Below are 21280 nucleotides of genomic sequence, written 5' to 3'. Positions count from 1 at the left end.
AGAGCCACATCGCTTACATCAGCGGCATCGCTTTTTGCACAATGCTAATCAGCGGTTGCGGATAGATACCCAGCACCAGCACCAGCAGCGCGGAAATCAGCACCACAATACCGCCGGCGCTGTACTGCCAGTTCGACGGGGCATCGCGGTTCGGCTTTTCCGGAGCAGACAGGTACAGGCTCACAGCCACACGCAGGTAGTAGTACAAACCAATCGCGGAGCCCACAACCACGGCACCGACCAGCCACCACAGATGTGCCTGAACACCGACCGCCAGCACGTAGAATTTACCGATAAAGCCCAGCGTCATCGGGATACCGGCCAGAGACAGCATCATCACGGTCATCACTGCGGCCAGAATCGGACGGTGCCAGAACAAGCCACGGTAAGCAAACAGCGATTCTGCATCCGGGCCACGGTATGGGCTGGACATCAAGCTCACCACGCCAAAGGCGCCGAGGCTGCTGAACAGGTAACCGGCCAGATAGACCCCGACGGTCTCCATCGACATTTCGCCGCTTTGCAGCGCAATCATCGCCACCAGCAGATAGCCGAGGTGGGAGATAGACGAATAACCAAGCAGACGTTTGATATTGGTCTGGCTGAGCGCCATCAGGTTACCGAAGATGATAGAGGCGAAGGCGATAAGGCCAAGCACCACGCGCACCGCTTCGCTGTCGCCCACCGGAGCGTACAGGAACAGGCGCATCACCACGGCGAAAATCGCAATCTTGCTGGCGGTTGCCAGGAAGGTTGAAACCGGCGCAGGCGCACCCTGGTAAACATCCGGCGTCCACAGGTGGAAAGGCACCAGCGAGAGCTTGAAGCCCAGACCGACAATCATCATACCGAGGCCAGCCAGCAGCAGCGGTTCGTGCAGCATGTTATCGCCGAGGCTCTTACCGAGCGCGACGAAAAACAGGTTGCCGGACTGCGCGTACAGCAGCGCCATACCAAACAGCAGGAAGGACGATGCAGCTGCGGACAGAATGGTGTACTTGATGCTCGCTTCCAGTGAACGTTTCTGGCGGAACGCATAGCCCACGAGGCCAAACAGCGGCAGGGAAATCAGTTCAATCCCGAGGAACAGCGCCGCCAGGTGGTTGGCGTTCGCCAGCAGAATACCGCCCATGGCAGCAATCAGCACCAGCAGGTAGAACTCTTCCCGGTTATCGGTATAACCCTCAAGCCACGGGTAAGCAAAGGTACAGGTGGCAAGGCTCGCCAGCAGGACCAGCCCGGTGTAGAACATGGCATACGCGTCAACACGCATCAGCGGCGTGACGTCCATTGCGCCTGCCTGGCCAACAAACCAGAGCGAAACCAGCGCGGCGTTAAGCCCAATGACCGACAGCGTGGCATTGAGGAAGTGATTGCGTCGCCACGCAATGGAGAGCATCACAACCACCACCGTCAAGCCGACGATCAGCAGCGGTAACAGCGCGATCAGTTGTTGTGGAGTTATTGTCATGGCGAATTACGGCCTTGTAGTTGGAACAGAATTAACAAACCACTGCTGGATATTGCTCATCGCAGAATGTGACGTGTCCAGGATTGGCTGCGGGTAGAAGCCCAGCAGTACCAGAAGCACGACCAGCAACAGCACGATAAACAGCTCACGCAGCGACATCCCTGGCAGTTCTTGTGCCGCAATTTCAGTCTTCGCTTTACCGAAGTAAGCACGGTGCAGCATCGCCAGCGAGTAAACGGAGGCAAAGACCAGACCGAAGGTTGAAATCACCGTAATCACCGGCACCACTTTATAGCTGCCGAAGAGGATCATAAATTCGCCGACAAAGTTACCGGTCCCCGGCATCCCAAGCGTTGCAACGGCGAAGAACATGGACAGAGCAGGCAACCATTTAATTTTGCTCCACAGACCGCCCATCTGACGCATGTCGCGGGTATGCAGACGTTCGTACAGCTGACCGCACAGGATGAACAGACCCGCAGCCGACAGGCCGTGAGCAATCATCTGAATCACTGCGCCCTGGTACGCCAGCTGGCTGCCGGTGTAGATAGCAATCAGCACGAAGCCCATGTGCGAAACGGAGGTGTAAGCAATCAGACGTTTAATATCGTACTGAGTGAACGCCATCCACGCGCCGTAGAAGATACCGATAACGCCCAGCCACATCGCGATAGGTGCGAATTCGGCGGAAGCATTCGGGAACAGCGGCAGTGCGAAACGCAGCAGACCGTAGGCCGCGGTTTTCAGCAAGATACCGGCGAGGTCGACGGAACCCGCGGTTGGTGCCTGGGAGTGCGCGTCTGGCAGCCAGCCGTGCAGTGGAACCACCGGCATTTTCACCGCGAAGGCGATGAAGAAGCCCAGCATCAGCAGATATTCCACGCCGTGCGACATTGGCGTTTTCAGCAGCTCTTCGTAGTTGAAGGTCCATACGCCGGTTGCGCCGTGGTGAACAAACACCAGGCCCAGAATGGCAATCAGCATCACCAGACCACTCGCCTGGGTGTAGATGAAGAACTTAGTCGCCGCCGTGATACGCGTTTTACCGTCAGAGGCTTTGTGGCCCCACAGCGCAATCAGGAAGTACATCGGTACCAGCATCATCTCCCAGAAGAAGAAGAACAGGAACATGTCGATGGCCAGGAACACGCCGATAACGCCGCCCAGGATCCACATCAGGTTGAGGTGGAAGAAGCCCTGATATTTCTGGATTTCACGCCAGGAGCAGAGTACCGCCAGCACGCCCAACAGCCCGGTCAGCACCACCATCAGCAGCGACAGACCGTCGAGCGCCAGGTGCACGGTGATACCAAAGCGCGGGATCCACGGCAGGATAAACTCAGACTGCCACTGCGGCAGGCCTGCGGATTGAGTCAGCGAATAGCCCCCCTGCAACCACAGTTGCAGAGACAGCGCCAGCGTCAGTCCCATGGTTATCAGCGCAATCCAGCGCGGCATCTTCACGCCAAAGCGTTCAGTCTGCCAGCAGAGGAAACCGCCGATAAAGGGAATCAGTATTAGCCAGGGTAATAACATGGCAATTCATTTCCTTATTCATCTATCCGGTGGCAACGACGCCAGCCGGAACAGGAAAACAGCACGACATTTTCATGGGGAGGAAATCCCTCCCCAACGAATTAACGCAACACCATCAACAGCGCCAGAACAACCACGGCACCAATGCTCATCGACGCAACATACCAGCGCAGATATCCGTTCTCGCTCATCACCAGGCCTTTGCCTGCAAAGCGGGAGAGAATTGCTGGAATGTTCATCAGCGCATTGAGCGGGTCGCTCTTCAGCAGCCAGGCAATGCCCAGGAACGGCTTAACGAACACTTTGTCGTACAGCCAGTCGAAGCCCCAGGCGTTATACCACCATGTGCCTAGCAGACGGCCCGGCGCGCTATTAGCGATAGAGGTCACCAGCGTACGTTTGCCCAGCCACAGCCATGCTGCAATCAGGATGCCGGCAATCGCCACCACACCGGAAGTGATTTCCAGCGTCAGCACGCGACCGTGCTCAAGCTCGGTGGTCGCTGGCAGTACGCCATGCAGCGGTGGCACAATCATCGCGCCGATAAAGGTCGACAGCACCATCAGCACAATCAGCGGCAGGTGGTGGGTAATCCCCTTCCCTGCGTGGGCGTGAATCTGCTCTTTCCCGTGGAAGACGATGAAGATCATACGGAAGGTATACAGGGAGGTCATGAATGCACCGACCAGACCGGCAACCATCAGATTGATATGACCGTTGGCCATCGCCCCGGCAAGGATCTCATCTTTACTGAAGAAGCCCGCGGTAATCAGCGGCAGCGCGGACAGCGCGGCACCACCGACCAGGAAGCAGGCATACACCAGCGGAATCGACTTACGCAGGCCGCCCATCTTGAAGATGTTCTGTTCGTGGTGGCAGGCAAGGATGACCGAGCCGGACGCCAGGAACAGCAGCGCTTTGAAGAATGCGTGAGTCATCAGGTGGAAAATCGCCGCATCCCACGCCTGAACGCCCAGTGCCAGGAACATATAACCAATCTGGCTCATGGTGGAGTATGCGAGAACGCGTTTGATATCGGTCTGCACCAGCGCGGCAAAGCCTGCCAGCACCAGCGTAATCGCCCCGATAATCCCAACCAGATGCAGTACTTCTGGCGTCAGCAGGAACAGGCCATGAGTACGAGCAATCAGGTAGACACCGGCAGTTACCATCGTCGCGGCGTGGATCAGCGCAGAAACCGGCGTTGGGCCAGCCATTGCGTCTGCAAGCCAGGTCTGCAACGGCAGCTGTGCCGATTTACCGACCGCACCGCCCAACAGCATCAGGGTTGCCCACATCAGCATGTCGTTACCCGCAGCGAAGTGTGCCGGAGCCAGTTCAACCATTTCGCGGAAGTTCAGCGTGCCCAGCTCGTTGTAGAGAATGAACAGCGCGAACGCCAGGAAGACGTCACCGACACGAGTCACCACGAAGGCTTTCATTGCCGCCGCGCCATTCTTCGGATCGGTGTAGTAGAAACCGATCAGCAGATAGGAGCACAGGCCCACGCCTTCCCAGCCGAGGTACATCAGCAGCAGGTTATCCGCCAGTACCAACACCACCATGCTCGCGATGAACAGGTTGGTGTAGGCGAAGAAGCGGGAGTAACCCTCTTCACCGCGCATGTACCAGGAGGCGAACATGTGGATCAGGAAGCCTACGCCGGTAACAACGGACAGCATGGTCAGAGACAGGCCGTCCAGCACCAGGTTGAAGCCGATGTTGAAATCACCGACCGACATCCAGGTCCACAGCGGCAGGCTAAATGCCTGTTTGCCGTTGGCGAAGAAGTCCATGCCGACAAACGCGGTGACCAGTGCGGACAGACCAATCGACCCCATACCAATGGTGGCGGACAGGTTTTCCGACCAGCGTCCGCGGGAGAAGGCCAGCAGGACAAAGCCGATTAATGGAAAAATAATGGTTAAGGCAAGCATGTTCATCCGCGCAACTCACTTACTGAATCGATGTTCAGGTTCTGGCGGCGACGATGGAGCTGCAGCAGCAGCGCCAGGCCAATACTCGCTTCCGCAGCCGCAAGAGTAATGGCGAGGATATACATCACCTGACCATCGGTCTGGCCCCAGTAGCTACCGGCGACCACGAAGGCCAGCGCGGCGGCGTTAATCATGATTTCCAGCCCAATCAGCATAAACAGCAGATTGCGACGGATAACCAGACCGGTCAGCCCGAGAACGAAGAGTATCGCGGCGAGGATCAGTCCATGGGTTAAGGGGATCATGCGTGCTCCTCCGTTTTTCTTTTCGCGCTATCGCCTGCGCGATTGCTCAGCACTTCGCCCGCGCGGTCTTCACGGCCGAGGTGGAAGGCGACAACCAGGCCTGCCAGCAGCAGCATCGAAGCCAGTTCAACCGCCAGCACGTATGGCCCGAACAGTGCGATACCAACTTCTTTCGCGCTGATTGCGTTTCCGTCGATACCCTGGTCGTTAATGCCGAGGATGGCATACACCATCACCGCCAGCAGCACGGCGGAAAGAATCGCCGGGCCAATCCAGATTTGCGGCTTCAGCCACTGACGTTCCTGGGCGATTTCAGCCCCGCCCAGGTTCAGCATCATCACCACGAAGACGAACAGCACCATGATGGCACCCGCGTAAACGATGATCTCCAGCGCACCGGCGAAGTAAGCGCCCAGCGAGAAGAACACCCCGGCAATTGCCAGCAGCGAGATAATCAAGTACAGCAGTGCGTGTACCGGGTTAGTGTGCGTAATCACTCGCAGCGTCGCGAGGACAGCAACAAGGCCACAGATATAAAAAGCGAATTCCATTGCCCCTCTCCTTACGGTAACAGGCTCTTGACGTCGATAGGCTTGGCTTCGTTCTCTGCTTCGCCCTTATCTTTGCCGTCGATTGCCATACCCGCCATCCGGTAGAAGTTATATTCCGGGTATTTGCCCGGACCGGAAATCAGCAGATCCTCTTTTTCGTACACCAGGTCCTGACGCTTGTATTCACCCAGTTCGAAGTCCGGGGTCAACTGAATCGCCGTGGTTGGGCACGCTTCTTCACACAGGCCGCAGAAAATGCAGCGTGAGAAGTTAATGCGGAAAAACTCCGGATACCAGCGGCCGTCTTTGGTCTCTGCTTTTTGCAAAGAGATACAGCCCACCGGGCAGGCTACCGCGCACAGGTTACAGGCTACGCAGCGCTCATCGCCGTCCGGGTCGCGCGTCAGCACGATACGGCCACGATAGCGCGGCGGCAGGTAGACCGGCTCTTCCGGGTACATTTGCGTTTCGCGTTTAGCGAACGCATGCAGGCCGATCATCCAGATACTGCGTACCTGGGTACCGAAACCTACGATAATATCTTTTAAGGTCATGGTCTCATCGCCCCTTATGGCTGCTGCCAGAGAATGACAGCCGCCGTTACCAGCAAGTTGATTAGCGTCAGCGGCAGGCACACTTTCCAGCCGAAGGACATTACCTGGTCATAACGCGGACGCGGTAATGAGGCGCGAATCAAAATGAACATCATCATGAAGAATGCCGTTTTAATGGCGAACCAGATGAATGGTGGTAAGAACGGGCCTTGCCAGCCGCCGAAGAACAGCGTCACGATCAGCGCCGATACGGTAACAATACCGATGTATTCACCGACGAAGAACAGACCGAACTTCATGCCGGAATATTCAATGTGGTAGCCATCAGCCAGTTCCTGCTCGGCTTCCGGTTGGTCAAACGGGTGACGGTGACAGACCGCAACGCCCGCAATCGCAAAGGTCACAAAGCCGAAGAACTGCGGGATAACGTTCCACAGGTGTTCCTGGTTATTGACGATGTCGGTCATGTTGAATGAACCGGCCTGCGCCACCACGCCCATCAGGGAGAGACCAAGGAACACTTCGTAGCTCAGCGTTTGCGCAGAAGCACGCATCGCCCCCAGCAGGGAGTATTTGTTGTTGCTCGACCAGCCGGCGAACAGCACCGCGTACACCGCCAGACCCGCCATCATCAGGAAGAACAGGATCCCGATGTTGAGGTCGGCGACCACCCAGCTTGGGCTGACCGGCACAATGGCGAAGGCCAGCAGCAGCGAGGTGAATGCGATTACCGGCGCCAGAGTAAAGATCATACGGTCCGAGAATTTCGGAACCCAGTCCTCTTTAAAGAACATTTTGATCATGTCGGCAACCAGCTGGAGCGAACCGCCCCAGCCGACACGGTTTGGCCCGTAGCGATTCTGGAAGAGACCCAGCAGACGACGTTCGCCGAAGCTCATGAACGCGCCGCAGGTGACGACCACCAGCAGGATGACCACGGCTTTGATGATGCTAATCAGGATCTCAATCAGATCCGGCGTTAACCAACTCATTGCTGTGCCTCCTGCAGATTTTCAAGACGCGCGCCCGCCAGTACAGGAGCAATGCCCGGCATGCCCATCGGCAAACCAACCTGCCCTGCCACCAGCCCGCTGGAAATCACCAGCGGCAGCGTGACCGTCTGACCGTCGTAGCTGAACGCCATCTTCGCACCCGCATTCACGCCAAGCGCCGCGGCATCTGCCGGGTTGAGCTTGAGGTAAGGCTGCGGCATGCGCGTCTGGAATACCGGTGCGCGCTGCGACATTTCATCGCTGCCGAACAGGTGATAGTACGGTGCTACGCGCCATTTGCCCGCTTCCGCCTGGAAGCTTGCCGGTACGGTGGTGAAGTAATCCAGACCGTTTTCCGACGCTTCAATCAGACGTACGCCCGGGTCACCGTGACGCAGTTTACCGCCCACTTCAGCCTGGAACTTGTTCCACGCCTGCGGGGAGTTCCAGCCTGGAGCCCATGCAAATGGGATCTGCGAACGCGGTGCGTCCGGCTGGTTGTTCCCTTCCATCGAGAAGGCAAACATGGTGTCTTTATCCTGCGGCTGACGCGGTTCGTGCACGCTGATATTGGCGCGCATTGCCGTACGACCGCTGTAACGGTGCGGTTCACGCGCCAGTTTCTGACCGCGAATACGGAACGACGCGTCAGGAGCCGCATCTTTAATGCCCGCCAACTGCGGCAGCGCAGCAACGGCGGCGTCAATCACGTGATCCAGCTGAGTCCAGTCAACATGACGGTTTTCCAGGGTGCTGTGCAGCGAATGCAGCCAGCGCCAGCTTTCCAGCATGATGGTTTTGCTGTCGTAGTAGCTTGGGTCATAAACCTGGAAGAAGCGCTGTGCGCGGCCTTCGTTGTTAATCACCGTACCATCGCTTTCCGCAAAGCTTGCCGCCGACAGCACCAGATGCGCGTGATCCATAATCGCCGTGCGCTGATGGTCGATGACCATCACCAAAGGCGCTTTGTCCAACGCAGCATTGACGCGGCTGGCAGAAGCGTGACGGTGCAGGTCGTTTTCCAGCACGATAACCGCATCGGCAGCGCCGCTTTCCAGTTCGTTCAACGCTTCATCGAGTGAACCACCACCAATCAAGCCGAGACCGACGCTGTTCACCGCACGAGCAATCATCGTCACGCCAACATCGGAACCGCGAGCTTTCAGCGCTTTCGCGACGTTAGCCGCAGCCTGAATGACATCGGCGCTACCGGCGTTAGTACCGGAAACAATCAGTGGTTTCTTCGCCCCGGCCAGCGCCTGGACGATGACATCAATTTTGCCCTGCAGGTCACGGTCAATACCGTCAACAGCCGGTGCGTTGTTATCCAGCGCGTGGGCAATCGCAAAGCCTAAACGGGCCTGGTCTTCTACCGGTGCGCGGTAGGTCCACGCGGCGATATCATCCAGACGGGTGTCGTCGACGTTGGTGACGAACAGCGGGTGTTTGGCACGCTGGCCGATGTTGAGGATTGCTGCAATCTGCCAGTCAGCCACTTTCTGGGCTGCCGCCATTTCGCGCGCTTTACCTTTCACCGCCTGGCGAACCGCCAGCGCAACGCGGGCGCCGGTCTGGGTAATGTCTTCACCCAGTACCAGCACCGCATCGTAAGATTCGATATCACGCAGTGCAGGCGTATGGATGCCGCCTTCGCGCAGCACTTTCAGCGCCAGCTGCAGACGTTCCTGCTCGCCTTTGGCGATACCGGTGTAGAAGTTATCCGCGCCCACCAGTTCACGCAGCGCGAAGTTGCTTTCAACGCTCGCACGTGGAGAACCAATACCAATCACTTTCTTCGACTGACGCAGAATATCCGCCGCGCCCTGCATCGCCTGCTCGGCGTTGAGGGTTATCAGATCGTCGCCACGACGCTGAACCGGCTGACGCGGACGGTCTTTCAGGTTCACATAGCCATAGCCAAAGCGACCACGGTCGCAGAGGAAGTAGTGGTTGACGGTACCGTTATAACGGTTTTCGATACGACGCAGTTCACCATAGCGCTCGCCCGGGCTGGTGTTACAGCCAATAGAGCACTGCTGGCAGATGCTTGGCGCAAACTGCATGTCCCACTTACGGTTGTAGCGCTCAGAGTGCGTTTTATCGGTAAATACGCCGGTCGGGCAGATTTCAACCAGGTTACCGGAGAATTCGCTTTCCAGCGTACCGTCTTCCGGACGACCGAAGTAGACGTTGTCGTGCGCGCCGTACACACCCAAATCGGTGCCGTCTGCGTAGTCTTTGTAATAACGCACGCAGCGGTAGCAGGCGATGCAGCGGTTCATTTCGTGAGAGATGAACGGCCCCAGGTCCTGGTTACGGTGGGTACGCTTAGTAAAGCGATAGCGACGGAAGCTATGACCGGTCATCACGGTCATATCCTGCAAGTGGCAGTTGCCACCCTCTTCACAGACCGGGCAGTCGTGTGGGTGGTTGGTCATCAACCACTCCACCACGCTTTCGCGGAACTGTTTTGCTTCTTCGTCATCAATAGAAATAAAGGTGCCGTCAGATGCCGGAGTCATACAGGACATCACCAGGCGACCACGCGTGTCTTCCGCGTTTTGATATTGCTTCACCGCACACTGGCGGCAAGCACCGACGCTACCTAGCGCCGGGTGCCAGCAAAAGTATGGAATATCAAGGCCGTGAGAGAGACATGCCTGCAGCAGGTTGTCCGCCCCATTAACCTCGTATTCTTTGCCGTCTACATGAATCGTAGCCATTAGCGTGCTTCCAAAATAAATAAATCTTTAGATTACCAGCGCGTCTTAAGCAGGTTCGGCTGAATCCCATGAATAGCGTGGGTATTGCTGAACTGCTGCTTAATGCCTGCCTCGAATTCGTCGCGGAAATATTTAATTGCGCTCTGCAGCGGTTCAACCGCACCAGGCGCATGCGCGCAGAAGGTTTTCCCCGGGCCTAAGAATCGACACAGTTGCTCAAGTGTCTCGATATCGCCAGGCTGACCTTCGCCCCGCTCAATGGCGCGCAGAATTTTCACGCTCCACGGCAGGCCGTCACGGCACGGTGTGCACCAGCCGCAGGATTCGCGGGCGAAGAACTCTTCCAGGTTACGCACCAGGCCGACCATGCCAATTTCATGGTCAACGGCCATCGCCAGCGCGGTGCCCAAACGGCTACCGGCTTTACCGATGCTTTCAAACTCCATCGGCAGGTCAAGGTGCGCTTCGGTCAGGAAGTCGGTCCCCGCGCCGCCCGGCTGCCAGGCCTTAAACTTCAGACCATCGCGCATGCCGCCCGCGTAATCTTCCAGGATTTCACGTGCGGTAGTGCCAAACGGCAGCTCCCACAGGCCCGGATTTTTCACGCGGCCAGAGAAGCCCATCAGCTTGGTACCGGCGTCTTTGCTGGTAGAGATGTTCTGATACCACTCAACGCCGTTGGCCAGAATCGCTGGGACGTTGCACAGGGTTTCCACGTTGTTGACGCAGGTCGGTTTACCCCATACGCCGGAGCTTGCCGGGAACGGCGGCTTCGAGCGTGGGTTGGCGCGACGACCTTCGAGAGAGTTAATCAGCGCGGTTTCTTCGCCGCAGATGTAACGCCCTGCCCCGGTGTGCACGAACAGTTCGAAATCGAACCCGGTGCCCATGATATTTTTGCCAAGCAGACCGGCTTCGGTTGCTTCGGCAATGGCGCGGCGCAGGTGCACGGCCGCTTCAATGTATTCACCGCGCAGGAAGATGTAACCGCGGTACGCTTTCAGCGCGAACGCGGAAATCAGCATGCCTTCCACCAGCAGGTGCGGCAGCTGCTCCATAAGTAAACGGTCTTTATAGGTGCCCGGCTCCATTTCATCGGCGTTACACAGCAGGTAACGGATGTTCATGGATTCGTCTTTCGGCATCAGGCTCCACTTCAGACCGGTGGAAAAGCCCGCGCCGCCGCGCCCTTTCAGGCCAGCGTCTTTTACCTGATTGACGATTTCGTCCGGTGCCAGCCCGGTCAGCGCTTTACGCGCACCTTCATAGCCGTTTTTGCTACGGTATTCGTCCAGCCATACCGGCTGTTTGTCATCGCGCAGACGCCAGGTGAGCGGATGCGTTTCGGGAGTACGGATCACGGTTTTCATTATTTATACCGCTCCAGTAGGTCAGGAATGCCCTCCGGGGTCAGATGCGCGTGAGTATCCTCATCGATCATCATGCTCGGCCCTTTATCGCAGTTCCCCAGACAGCAGGTCGGCAGCAGCGTAAAACGACCGTCGAAAGTCGTCTGCCCCGGTTTGATGTCGAGTTTTTTCTCAAGCGCAGCCTGAATACCCTGATAGCCATTAATGTGGCACACCACGCTGTCGCAATAGCGGATCACGTGACGGCCAACCGGCTGGCGGAAGATCTGACTGTAGAAGGTCGCAACGCCTTCAACATCGCTTGCCGGGATGTCCAGCAAGCCAGCGATCGCATGGATCGCGCCGTCCGGCACCCAGCCGCGCTGCTTCTGAACGATCTTCAGCGCTTCAATGGACGCCGCACGCGGGTCTTCGTAGTGGTGCTTCTCGTGCTCAATGGCTTCACGCTCTACCGCACTCAGCTCAAAGGCCTCGGATTGTGGTTGTTGATTTTCGTGCATAATTAGCGGTCCACGTCTGACATAACAAAATCGATACTACCCAAGTGAACGATCAGGTCGGACACCAGGCTGCCGCGTACCGCGACCGGGATCTGCTGCAGGTGCGCATAGCTCGGGGTACGGATACGAGTACGGTAGCTCATGGTGCTGCCGTCGCTGGTCAGGTAGTAACTGTTAATACCCTTGGTTGCTTCCACCATCTGGAAAGACTCCTGCGCCGGCATGACCGGGCCCCAGGAAACCTGCAGGAAGTGGGTGATCAGGGTCTCGATATGCTGCAGCGTGCGCTCTTTCGGCGGCGGCGTGGTCAGCGGGTGATCCGCTTTGAACGGGCCTTCCGGCATGTTTTTGAGGCACTGCTCAAGGATACGCAGACTCTGACGCAGCTCTTCCACCTTCAGCATCACGCGGGTATAGCAGTCGGACACGCCGCCGCCAACCGGGACTTCGAAGTCGAAGTTTTGGTAGCCAGAGTATGGACGCGCTTTACGCACGTCGAAATCAACGCCGGTCGCACGCAGCGCGGCACCGGTACAGCCCCAGTCCAGCGCTTCTTTCTTACCGTAGGCGGCAACGCCCTGCGAACGGCCTTTCAGAATGGTGTTACGCAGCGCGGCTTTCTCATAGGAATCCAGACGCTTCGGCATCCAGTCGAGGAAATCACGCAGCAGCTTGTCCCAGCCGCGCGGCAGATCGTGTGCCACACCGCCGATACGGAACCAGGCCGGGTGCATACGGAAACCGGTAATCGCTTCAACCACGTCATAAATTTTCTGACGGTCGGTGAAGGCGAAGAAGACCGGGGTCATCGCGCCGACGTCCTGAATAAACGTCGAGATGTACAGCAGGTGGCTGTTGATACGGAACAGTTCGGAGAGCATGACGCGGATGACGTCAACGCGCTCAGGAACGGTGATTCCCGCCAGTTTTTCAACCGCCAGCACGTAAGGCATTTCGTTCACGCAGCCGCCGAGGTACTCGATACGGTCGGTATACGGAATGTAGCTATGCCAGGACTGACGCTCGCCCATTTTCTCAGCGCCACGGTGGTGGTAGCCGATGTCCGGTACGCAGTCGACGATCTCTTCGCCGTCCAGCTGCAGGACGATACGGAATGCACCGTGGGAAGACGGGTGGTTAGGACCGAGGTTCAAGAACATGAAGTCCTCATTCTCGGTGCTACGCTTCATGCCCCAGTCTTCTGGTTTGAAGGTCAGCGCTTCCATTTCCAGATCCTGCTTGGCTTTAGTCAGCTCAAACGGATCGAATTCGGTGGCGCGCGCCGGGTAGTCTTTACGCAGCGGGTGGCCTTCCCAGGTCGGTGGCATCAGCAGACGCGTCAGGTGCGGGTGGCCATTGAAGGTAATGCCAAACATCTCCCAGGTTTCACGCTCGTACCAGTTGGCGTTCGGGAAAAGTTTAGTGATTGTCGGCACATTCAGATCGTTTTCAGACAACGCCACCTTGAGCATAATGTCGCGGTTGCGGTCCATTGAGATCAGGTGATAGAAAACGGAAAAGTCCGCGGCAGGTAATCCATCGCGGTGAGTGCGCAGACGTTCGTCCATGCCGTGCAGGTCGAACATCATGACGTAAGGTTTCGGCAGCTTCTTCAGGAAATCGATAATTTCCAGCAGCTGTTCGCGCTTAACCCATACGACAGGTACCCCGGTGCGGGTGGCCTGAACGGTAAATGCATCCGGCCCAAAACGGTTGCGCAGTTCGCCGATGACCGGATCATCAAGGTGATCGCGGGTTTGCCAGGCGGCTACTTCTTGCGCAGTTAAATCGGTCATATTGTTCACCATTGCAAAAGGTCCGTGGTGACTGCCGGGCGTGGCTTCGCGCTGTTGTATGTTGATTTGCGAAGTAAAAATCTGCCACTGCCCGCAGGCGCAAATTAAATCTCGTCCGGAGAGCGGAGATTCGTCACAGCAATGCGTTCGCCGCGTTTACGCTCGCGTTCCGACTGCATATTGGCGCGATAAACGCCCTGATCGCCAACCACCCACGAGAGCGGACGACGTTCTTTACCAATCGATTCCTGCAGCAGCATCAGCGCCTGCATGTAAGCTTCCGGGCGCGGTGGGCAGCCAGGAATGTACACATCGACCGGAATAAACTTATCGACGCCCTGCACCACGGAGTAGATATCGTACATGCCGCCGGAGTTTGCACAGGCACCCATGGAGATAACCCACTTCGGTTCCAGCATCTGGTCATACAGACGCTGAATAACCGGTGCCATTTTGGTGAAGCAGGTGCCCGCCACGACCATCAGGTCGGCCTGACGCGGAGAGGCACGCAGTACTTCTGCCCCAAAACGCGCAACGTCATGCACCGCAGTGAATGACGTCACCATTTCAACGTAGCAGCAAGAAAGGCCGAAGTTGTATGGCCAGATTGAGTTCTTTCGACCCCAGTTGACCATGTCATGCAGCGCGTGTTCGAGTTTCCCCATATACACGCTTTTATTCACCTCTTGCTCCAGGGGATCGGTCACAATCTCCTGTTTTTGCAGGGGGTAACGGTCGTTCTCACCGTTAGGATCTATGCGGGTGAGCGTATAATCCATCTTATTGCCTCGCTTTTACTGCGTATTACGGTTAGTGACGCTGTCGGATTCTGGGTTAACCATCGTGCGGCGAGAACGCGCAGGCGTCCAATCGAGCGCGCCAATGCGAACGAGGTAAACCAGACCGGCCAGCAGCACAAATATGAAAATGGCGGCCTCAATAAAACCAACCCAGCCGCTTTCGCGAATCGAGGTTGACCAGGCGTAAAGGTAAAGCGCTTCCACGTCGAAGATGACGAAGAACATGGCGACCAGATAAAACTTAGCCGACAGGCGCAGACGAGCGGTGCCAACGGAGTCGATACCTGACTCAAACGGGGTGTTTTTGCTTCTGGCGCGCGCGCGACCACCAAGGTACCAGCCGCCGATTAACATCAAGCAGCAAAGGCCAATGGCAATGATCAGAAAAATAGCGAATGCCCAGTGATGAGCGATGATTTCAGTGGATGTTGACATACGCATTGCTTAACCAAATAGGTAGCATGACCACCACTGCTCTTACCGGCAGATGGACGCTACATGATTCATGGGGAGGATTAAAAAACCTACAAACAGCCCAATTCAAAACATAGACCGCAAAATGTTGAGGTTTTTTACTCCTTTCTATAACCTTTTGTCAACTTTAACAAAAGTTTCCTCACATTAGTTTACATCAAAAGCATTTCATTAACATTACGTGCCCTTTGATTCGATTCGCTTCAGTTCGCCTTACGGTTTACCTGTTGTTGAATCGTGTCCGTTTTGTAGCAATAACAAGAATAACCCATCTATTTTGACAGGATTTACTGATGATTCCTCCCCCCATTGAGGAGTATTTTCTTGATCTAAGACACGCTTTTGTTAATTCGACCCGAAAAACGGCAACAAACCATCCGTTTTTTTAACATTAGCAGGTGATGTGAGATTGCGTTTGATGATAACTCATTAGAATTGTGCATTAATGATAATTACATGATTATTATCACATTTTTGAGTTTATTTTTTGAGTTTAGACACGAAAGCGCAAAAAAAGAACCGCAAACTGTGTTTTCTTCGTCTACGATTCTTTTTTGCACTTACATTTTGTTACTACATTTAGGTCACAATGTTAATCGAAATCCCTTTCATGTATAAGGGGATTATCCCCCTCTTCAGGGGTATATGTGCCGGTCTGTGGCCACGGCGCGAGGCGCTGTACCTGAGACTGAAAAATCAACTGCGCCATTTCGTTTTCACTTTGCGGATTATAGGTCAGCATATACTCCGTTTCCGGTAGCTCAGGCATACCGTCAGCCTTACCTAATGCCAGGAGGTCGGGGCTCATCATTTCAACCGGACGCCCAGTGACCCCAAGACCCGCTTTTACTGCCGCACGAACGGCTGAAAGCGTAGAAGCCACGTAGGCCAGACGCCACGGCATCCCCACCGCATCCAGCGTTTTAATAATCGTATCGCGGAACGGACTAGGATTATCGAGCAGCACCAGCGGTACCGGCTCTTCAGGGCGCAGCGTAAACTCAGCGGCGCAGTACCAAAGCGTAGGTGACGAGCGCAGGACTGTCGACTCAAAGCCTTCCAGCGGATGGGTAGTGAGTGCCAGATCCACTTCCCTGTTTTTCAGCATATCCGCCATCACGCAGTGACGTTTAACCCGCACATCAAGTGCCAGCTTCGGATAAGCCGAACTGATCCGGTTTAATAAGAAAGGTAAAATGGTGTCGGCTGATTCATCTGACGAACCTAACGTCAACTGCCCTTGCAGGGAGCTAAACATAAGCGATGTGCATGCTTCGTCGTTAAAACGCAGAATTTTCCGTGCATAACCCAGCAGCTGGATACCATGTTCAGTCAGCAACTTATTACGCCCGTGACGAGCGAAAAGCTCTTTGCCCACGAGTTGTTCCAGACGTTGCATTTGCTGGCTAACAGCAGATTGTGTACGACAAACCGCCGAGGCCGCTGCAGCAAACGTGCTCAGGTCAGCCACCGCGACAAAGGTTCTCAGCAGATCGAGATCGAGATTTAGTATCGGACGATTGGCATTTATCATATAAATCCACTTACAGGTTCGGAAACCGAACTGCCTTATTGATGCTGCACTCTAATAATACAAGCTAATCCTTTAATTTGTCTTTCACCTCATAGCGATGAATGACTGCCTGCTGAGTGTCAGTATTAAAATTGTCTACCACTGCAAACAGTGACAGTTCCTTTTACAATATATCCTTTAGCCCTAAGGCTATTTACCTAGCTCCCGCTCAGCGGTATCCCGCGCAAGGAGTCGTAGATAACAATGCTGCTTTAACGCATCAGGGGGAAAACGGTGTTTTTAACTGAAGCCAATAAATCCAATAAGTAACATTACGTTACATCGCCCACACAGATAGCCATCAGCAAAGATGGCCAATACAGTCGGTAAACGTCATAGCATATTAACTGAAAACCATAAGCTTTATAAGCCTTAAGTAAGCTTATTCTTAAACAAGGTAAGGTTCAGAATCAAAACAATTTAAGGATTCTAACAAATCACTTTCATTACTTTTCAAAATATAAAGAAATATTAATATTTAACTGAAGCCACCATTAACATCGACTTCACAAAAATGGGTATCAGACCTAATACTTATTAACGGAGTTTAATTAAAAATAAAAATTGCTGAAGGAGTTTTAAAGTATATATGGGAAATCTGTCGCCTAAGCTAAATCATTTCTTTTTTGTTGGATGAAAAACCTGAAAAACAAAGGCATTCTGGTTAATTTGACTGTTAAACAATAAATTAACAATAGATACAACAACGATATCCGTAGACAACCAGTAAAAAAGAATGTTCCAACAACATAGAATCCACAAAATCTTCTCCTGTTGACCCTTCAAAACCCCCGGGATGCGGAGTACATTATTCCGTGCTGACTTCCACGGCAGGGAGTGGCAATCACAGCTAAAAAGGTCAAAGATTCATGTCACCAATCGAAAAATCCAGCAAGTTAGACAACGTTTGTTACGACATTCGCGGCCCGGTTCTTAAAGAGGCCAAACGCCTTGAAGAAGAAGGCAATAAAGTTCTCAAACTCAATATCGGCAACCCGGCACCTTTCGGGTTTGACGCGCCGGATGAGATTCTGGTTGATGTGATCCGTAACCTGCCAACCGCGCAGGGCTACTGCGACTCTAAAGGCCTGTACTCTGCCCGTAAGGCTATCATGCAGCACTACCAGGCACGCGGCATGCGCGACGTGACGGTAGAAGATATCTATATCGGTAACGGCGTGTCTGAACTTATCGTCCAGGCTATGCAGGCGCTGCTGAACAGCGGCGATGAAATGCTGGTTCCGGCCCCAGACTACCCGCTGTGGACCGCCGCGGTATCGTTATCCAGCGGTAAAGCGGTGCACTATCTGTGCGATGAATCGGCCGATTGGTTCCCGGACCTCGACGATATCCGCGCCAAAATCACCCCGCGCACGCGCGGCATTGTGATTATCAACCCGAACAACCCAACCGGCGCGGTGTATTCCAAAGAGTTACTGCAGGAGATCGTTGAGATCGCCCGCGAGCACAACCTGATAATCTTCGCCGATGAAATCTACGACAAGATTCTGTATGACGAAGCCCAGCACCATTCGATTGCCGCGATGGCGCCAGATCTGCTGACGGTAACGTTTAACGGGCTGTCCAAAACCTACCGTGTTGCCGGTTTCCGTCAAGGCTGGATGGTACTGAACGGGCCGAAGAAACACGCGAAAGGTTATATTGAAGGGCTGGAGATGCTGGCTTCCATGCGTCTTTGCGCCAACGTCCCTGCGCAGCACGCCATTCAGACCGCGCTCGGCGGGTATCAAAGCATCAGTGAATTTATTACACCTGGCGGCCGTCTGTATGAACAGCGCAACCGTGCCTGGGAACTGATTAACGAGATCCCTGGCGTCTCCTGCGTGAAGCCAAAGGGTGCGCTGTATATGTTCCCGAAAATCGATGCCAAGCGCTTTAACATTCACGATGACCAGCGCATGGTACTGGATTTCTTGCTACAGGAAAAAGTCTTGCTGGTTCAGGGCACCGCCTTTAACTGGCCGTGGCCGGATCACGTGCGTATTGTTACCCTGCCGCGCGAAGACGACCTGGAGATGGCTATCAGCCGTTTCGGTCGTTTCCTGTCAGGCTACCACCAGCTGTAATATTGCTCATGGCCGCTGGCATTTGCATCCAGCGGCCATCTCTGCGCACAATGCCTTCACTGAAGTTAATGAGTAAGGGTTGTTATGAGTCAGAGTCATTTTTTTGCCCACCTCTCCCGCCTGAAGTTAATCAATCGCTGGCCGCTGATGCGCAATGTGCGCACCGAAAACGTCTCTGAACACAGTTTGCAGGTCGCCATGGTCGCCCATGCCCTCGCCGCCATTAAAAATCGTAAATTTAACGGACAGGTGAATGCCGAGCGCATCGCACTGCTGGCGATGTATCACGACGCTTCGGAAGTATTAACCGGCGATCTCCCTACCCCGGTTAAATATTTCAATTCGCAAATTGCTCAGGAATACAAAGCGATTGAGAAAATCGCGCAACAGAAACTGATTGATATGGTGCCAGAGGAACTGCACGATATTTTCGCACCGCTTATCGACGAGCATCAGAGTAGCGACGAAGAGAAAGCCATCGTCAAACAGGCCGATGCGCTGTGCGCCTATCTGAAATGTCTGGAAGAGTTATCGGCGGGTAATAACGAATTTTTGTTGGCCAAGGGACGCCTTGAGAAGACGCTGGCCTCCCGGCGCAGCGAAGAGATGGACTATTTTATGTCGGTGTTTGTGCCGAGCTTCCATCTTTCGCTAGATGAAATAAGCCAGGATTCACCGCTCTGACTTTTCTCCGCGTCACGATGTTCAGCCGGGCTACGCTTTATCGCTAGCCCGGCGTTACCTCTTACTTCGTGGAACCCGATCAGAACGGGAACAAAATCGGAATCAGCAGTACGCAGACAATCATCACCAGCACCGTAAACGGCACGCCGATTTTGATGAAATCACTAAAGCTATATTTACCCGGCCCCAGCACCAAGGTGTTTACCGGTGACGATACCGGGGTCATGAAGGCCGCGGAGGCCGCCATCGCCACGACCATCGCGAACGGGTACGGCGACACGCCCATGGAATTCGCTGCCGCCAGTGCAATCGGCGCCATCAGCACCGCCGTGGCGGTATTGGAGATAAACAGTCCGATTGCCGCACACATTACAAAAAGACAGCCCAGCATCAGATAAGGCCCTTGCCCACCGCCAATATCCATCAGCGCTTTCACGATAAGATCGACGCCGCCGGTTTTTTGCAGCGCCAACGCGAAGGGCATCATCCCGACAATCAAAATAATGCTCGGCCAGTGAATAGACTTATAGGCGCTCTGGGCGTCAATACAGCGGAATTTGCCCATCAGCAGGCAAGCAATAATCGCGGCTATCGGGTTGGGAATTTCATCCGTGAGCATCAGTGCGACCATCAACACCAGACAGAAAATCGCGTGCGGCGCCTGGCTGTGGGCCGGTGACGCATCGCTAACCTCAATCGGCAGATTGAGCACCACGAAGTCGCGCCCGTTTTGCGCCAGCTGGCTAATCAACTTCCAGTTGCCAACCACCAGCATAATGTCGCCAAGCTGCAAAGGCTCATCAACCACCGAACCATCCAGCGCCTGACCATCGCGTTTCATACCCACAATATTCAGGCCATAGCGGGTACGAAAGCCCATTTCACGTACGGTTTTACCCAGCAGTTCAGACTCCGGGATCAGCGACACTTCCGCCATGCCCACGTCCAGGGCCTGGTCGGAGAAATACTCGCCGCGCAGCACCATCGGCTCCAGCATCTGCTCGCTGATAAACTGGCGCAGGTCAATATCCGCCGCTGACATATCGATAAGCAGCACATCACGAGCGCGGAACTCCGATACCCCATTCACATTCACGATAACCCGACGGAAGCGACGCCAGCGCTCAACGCCGATGATATTTGCGCCATAGCGCTCGCGCAGCTTCAGGTCATCCAGACGCTGGCCAATCATCGGCGAACCCGGACGAATCGCTAATCGGCGCGCACGGCCGGTCAGACGGTATTCTTTAATCAGATCGCGGAAAGTGCTCCGCTTGCGCCCTTCGCGCGCCGCATGCCCTTCATCACCTTTCAACATGAATCGCATGACCAGCATGTAGAAAATGCCGAGTACCAGCACCACCAGGCCAATTGGCGTCACGCTGAAGAAACCGAAGCCCTCCAGCCCTTCACGCAGCAGCTCACTGTTGATAACCAGGTTTGGCGGCGTCGCCACCAGCGTCATCATACCGCTGATAAGCCCGGCAAAGCTTAGCGGCATCATCAGACGCGAGGGGGAGATATTCATGCGCATGGAAACGCTCAGAACCACCGGGATGAAGATGGCGACAACCCCGGTTGAACTCATAAACGCGCCGAGGCCAGCAACGGTCAGCATCAGGTAAACCAGCATTTTGGTTTCACTGCTGCCCGCCACCTGCACCAGCCAGGAACCCATTTTGGTCGCCACGCCGGTGCGTACCAGACCGTCACCGATAATAAATAACGCGGCAATCAGAATAACGTTGGGATCGCTGAAGCCAGAGAAAGCTTCGCTCAACGTCAGCGTACCGCTCAGTACGAAGGCGACAATAATGCCTAGCGCGATAGCATCCATGCGTACCTTGCCGCTGGCAAACAGCACCACGGCAATGGCTAACAGACTGAGCACCCAAATCAATTCACCGTTCACAGCACATCCTTGTCA

17 protein-coding genes are annotated in these 21280 nt (G+C 54.9%); 2 read left to right on the top strand and 15 right to left on the bottom strand.

Annotation, left to right across the window (positions count from 1 at the left end):
• Positions 1–13: 13 nt before the first annotated feature.
• The 14 genes from nuoN to lrhA all read right to left on the bottom strand — a co-directional run bounded on the left by nuoN (position 14) and on the right by lrhA (position 16543).
• Positions 14–1471 carry an NADH-quinone oxidoreductase subunit NuoN gene (gene nuoN, locus ABOC97_RS03445; RefSeq protein WP_349594090.1) on the bottom strand — a complete coding sequence of 486 codons (1458 nt, stop codon included), beginning with the start codon at positions 1469–1471 and terminating at the stop codon, positions 14–16.
• A gap of 6 nt (positions 1472–1477) precedes the next feature.
• Complete coding sequence (gene nuoM / locus ABOC97_RS03440; protein ID WP_349594088.1) at positions 1478–3007, bottom strand: NADH-quinone oxidoreductase subunit M; 1530 nt, start codon at positions 3005–3007, stop codon at positions 1478–1480.
• Between the two features lie 101 nt (positions 3008–3108).
• Positions 3109–4950, bottom strand: coding sequence for an NADH-quinone oxidoreductase subunit L (gene nuoL / locus ABOC97_RS03435; protein ID WP_349594085.1), 1842 nt, complete (start codon positions 4948–4950; stop codon positions 3109–3111).
• Positions 4947–5249 carry an NADH-quinone oxidoreductase subunit NuoK gene (gene nuoK, locus ABOC97_RS03430; RefSeq protein WP_052284921.1) on the bottom strand — a complete coding sequence of 101 codons (303 nt, stop codon included), beginning with the start codon at positions 5247–5249 and terminating at the stop codon, positions 4947–4949. Before nuoK ends, nuoL begins: the two co-directional genes overlap by 4 nt.
• The gene (nuoJ, locus tag ABOC97_RS03425) at positions 5246–5800 is read right to left on the bottom strand and encodes an NADH-quinone oxidoreductase subunit J (protein ID WP_052284920.1); all 555 of its coding nucleotides are present in this window, start codon (positions 5798–5800) and stop codon (positions 5246–5248) included. Before nuoJ ends, nuoK begins: the two co-directional genes overlap by 4 nt.
• An 11-nt stretch (positions 5801–5811) precedes the next feature.
• Entirely contained in the window at positions 5812–6354 is a 543-nt protein-coding gene (nuoI, locus tag ABOC97_RS03420) for an NADH-quinone oxidoreductase subunit NuoI (RefSeq protein ID WP_052284919.1), read from the bottom strand.
• Positions 6355–6368: 14 nt separating this feature from the next.
• Positions 6369–7346 carry an NADH-quinone oxidoreductase subunit NuoH gene (nuoH, locus tag ABOC97_RS03415; RefSeq protein WP_052284918.1) on the bottom strand — a complete coding sequence of 326 codons (978 nt, stop codon included), beginning with the start codon at positions 7344–7346 and terminating at the stop codon, positions 6369–6371.
• On the bottom strand, positions 7343–10069 hold the full coding sequence (nuoG, locus tag ABOC97_RS03410; protein WP_349594080.1) for an NADH-quinone oxidoreductase subunit NuoG: 2727 nt from the start codon (positions 10067–10069) through the stop codon (positions 7343–7345). Before nuoG ends, nuoH begins: the two co-directional genes overlap by 4 nt.
• Before the next feature lie 32 nt (positions 10070–10101).
• Complete coding sequence (gene nuoF, locus ABOC97_RS03405) at positions 10102–11439, bottom strand: NADH-quinone oxidoreductase subunit NuoF (RefSeq protein ID WP_349594078.1); 1338 nt, start codon at positions 11437–11439, stop codon at positions 10102–10104.
• Positions 11439–11939, bottom strand: a complete 501-nt coding sequence (gene nuoE / locus ABOC97_RS03400; protein ID WP_349594075.1) for an NADH-quinone oxidoreductase subunit NuoE — start codon at positions 11937–11939, stop codon at positions 11439–11441. The genes nuoF and nuoE overlap by 1 nt, the downstream gene beginning before the upstream one ends.
• Positions 11940–11941: 2 nt before the next feature.
• Complete coding sequence (gene nuoC, locus ABOC97_RS03395; RefSeq protein WP_349594072.1) at positions 11942–13747, bottom strand: NADH-quinone oxidoreductase subunit C/D; 1806 nt, start codon at positions 13745–13747, stop codon at positions 11942–11944.
• 92 nt (positions 13748–13839) lie between these two features.
• On the bottom strand, positions 13840–14514 hold the full coding sequence (gene nuoB / locus ABOC97_RS03390; protein ID WP_052284914.1) for an NADH-quinone oxidoreductase subunit NuoB: 675 nt from the start codon (positions 14512–14514) through the stop codon (positions 13840–13842).
• Between the two features lie 15 nt (positions 14515–14529).
• Positions 14530–14976 (bottom strand): NADH-quinone oxidoreductase subunit NuoA, encoded by a 447-nt coding sequence (nuoA, locus tag ABOC97_RS03385; RefSeq protein WP_052284913.1) that lies wholly within the window; start codon positions 14974–14976, stop codon positions 14530–14532.
• A 625-nt stretch (positions 14977–15601) separates the two neighbouring features.
• Positions 15602–16543, bottom strand: a complete 942-nt coding sequence (lrhA, locus tag ABOC97_RS03380; RefSeq protein WP_349594067.1) for a transcriptional regulator LrhA — start codon at positions 16541–16543, stop codon at positions 15602–15604.
• Positions 16544–17451: 908 nt separating this feature from the next.
• Between lrhA and alaA the strand changes: the two genes are divergently transcribed.
• Both alaA and yfbR read left to right on the top strand, forming a co-directional pair.
• Positions 17452–18669 carry an alanine transaminase AlaA gene (gene alaA / locus ABOC97_RS03375; RefSeq protein ID WP_234502246.1) on the top strand — a complete coding sequence of 406 codons (1218 nt, stop codon included), beginning with the start codon at positions 17452–17454 and terminating at the stop codon, positions 18667–18669.
• An 84-nt stretch (positions 18670–18753) separates the two neighbouring features.
• Entirely contained in the window at positions 18754–19353 is a 600-nt protein-coding gene (gene yfbR / locus ABOC97_RS03370; protein WP_349594064.1) for a 5'-deoxynucleotidase, read from the top strand.
• A gap of 79 nt (positions 19354–19432) precedes the next feature.
• On the opposite strand, the gene ABOC97_RS03365 is transcribed toward yfbR, so the two are convergent.
• Positions 19433–21265 carry an SLC13 family permease gene (locus ABOC97_RS03365; RefSeq protein ID WP_349594062.1) on the bottom strand — a complete coding sequence of 611 codons (1833 nt, stop codon included), beginning with the start codon at positions 21263–21265 and terminating at the stop codon, positions 19433–19435.
• Positions 21266–21280: the final 15 nt, after the last annotated feature.

Source organism: Kluyvera huaxiensis, assembly GCF_040149365.1.
GTDB classification, from domain to species: Bacteria; Pseudomonadota; Gammaproteobacteria; order Enterobacterales; family Enterobacteriaceae; genus Kluyvera; species Kluyvera intermedia_A.
Note: the sequence above shows the minus strand (reverse complement) of the source record. Positions and strands in the feature narration are given on the sequence as shown.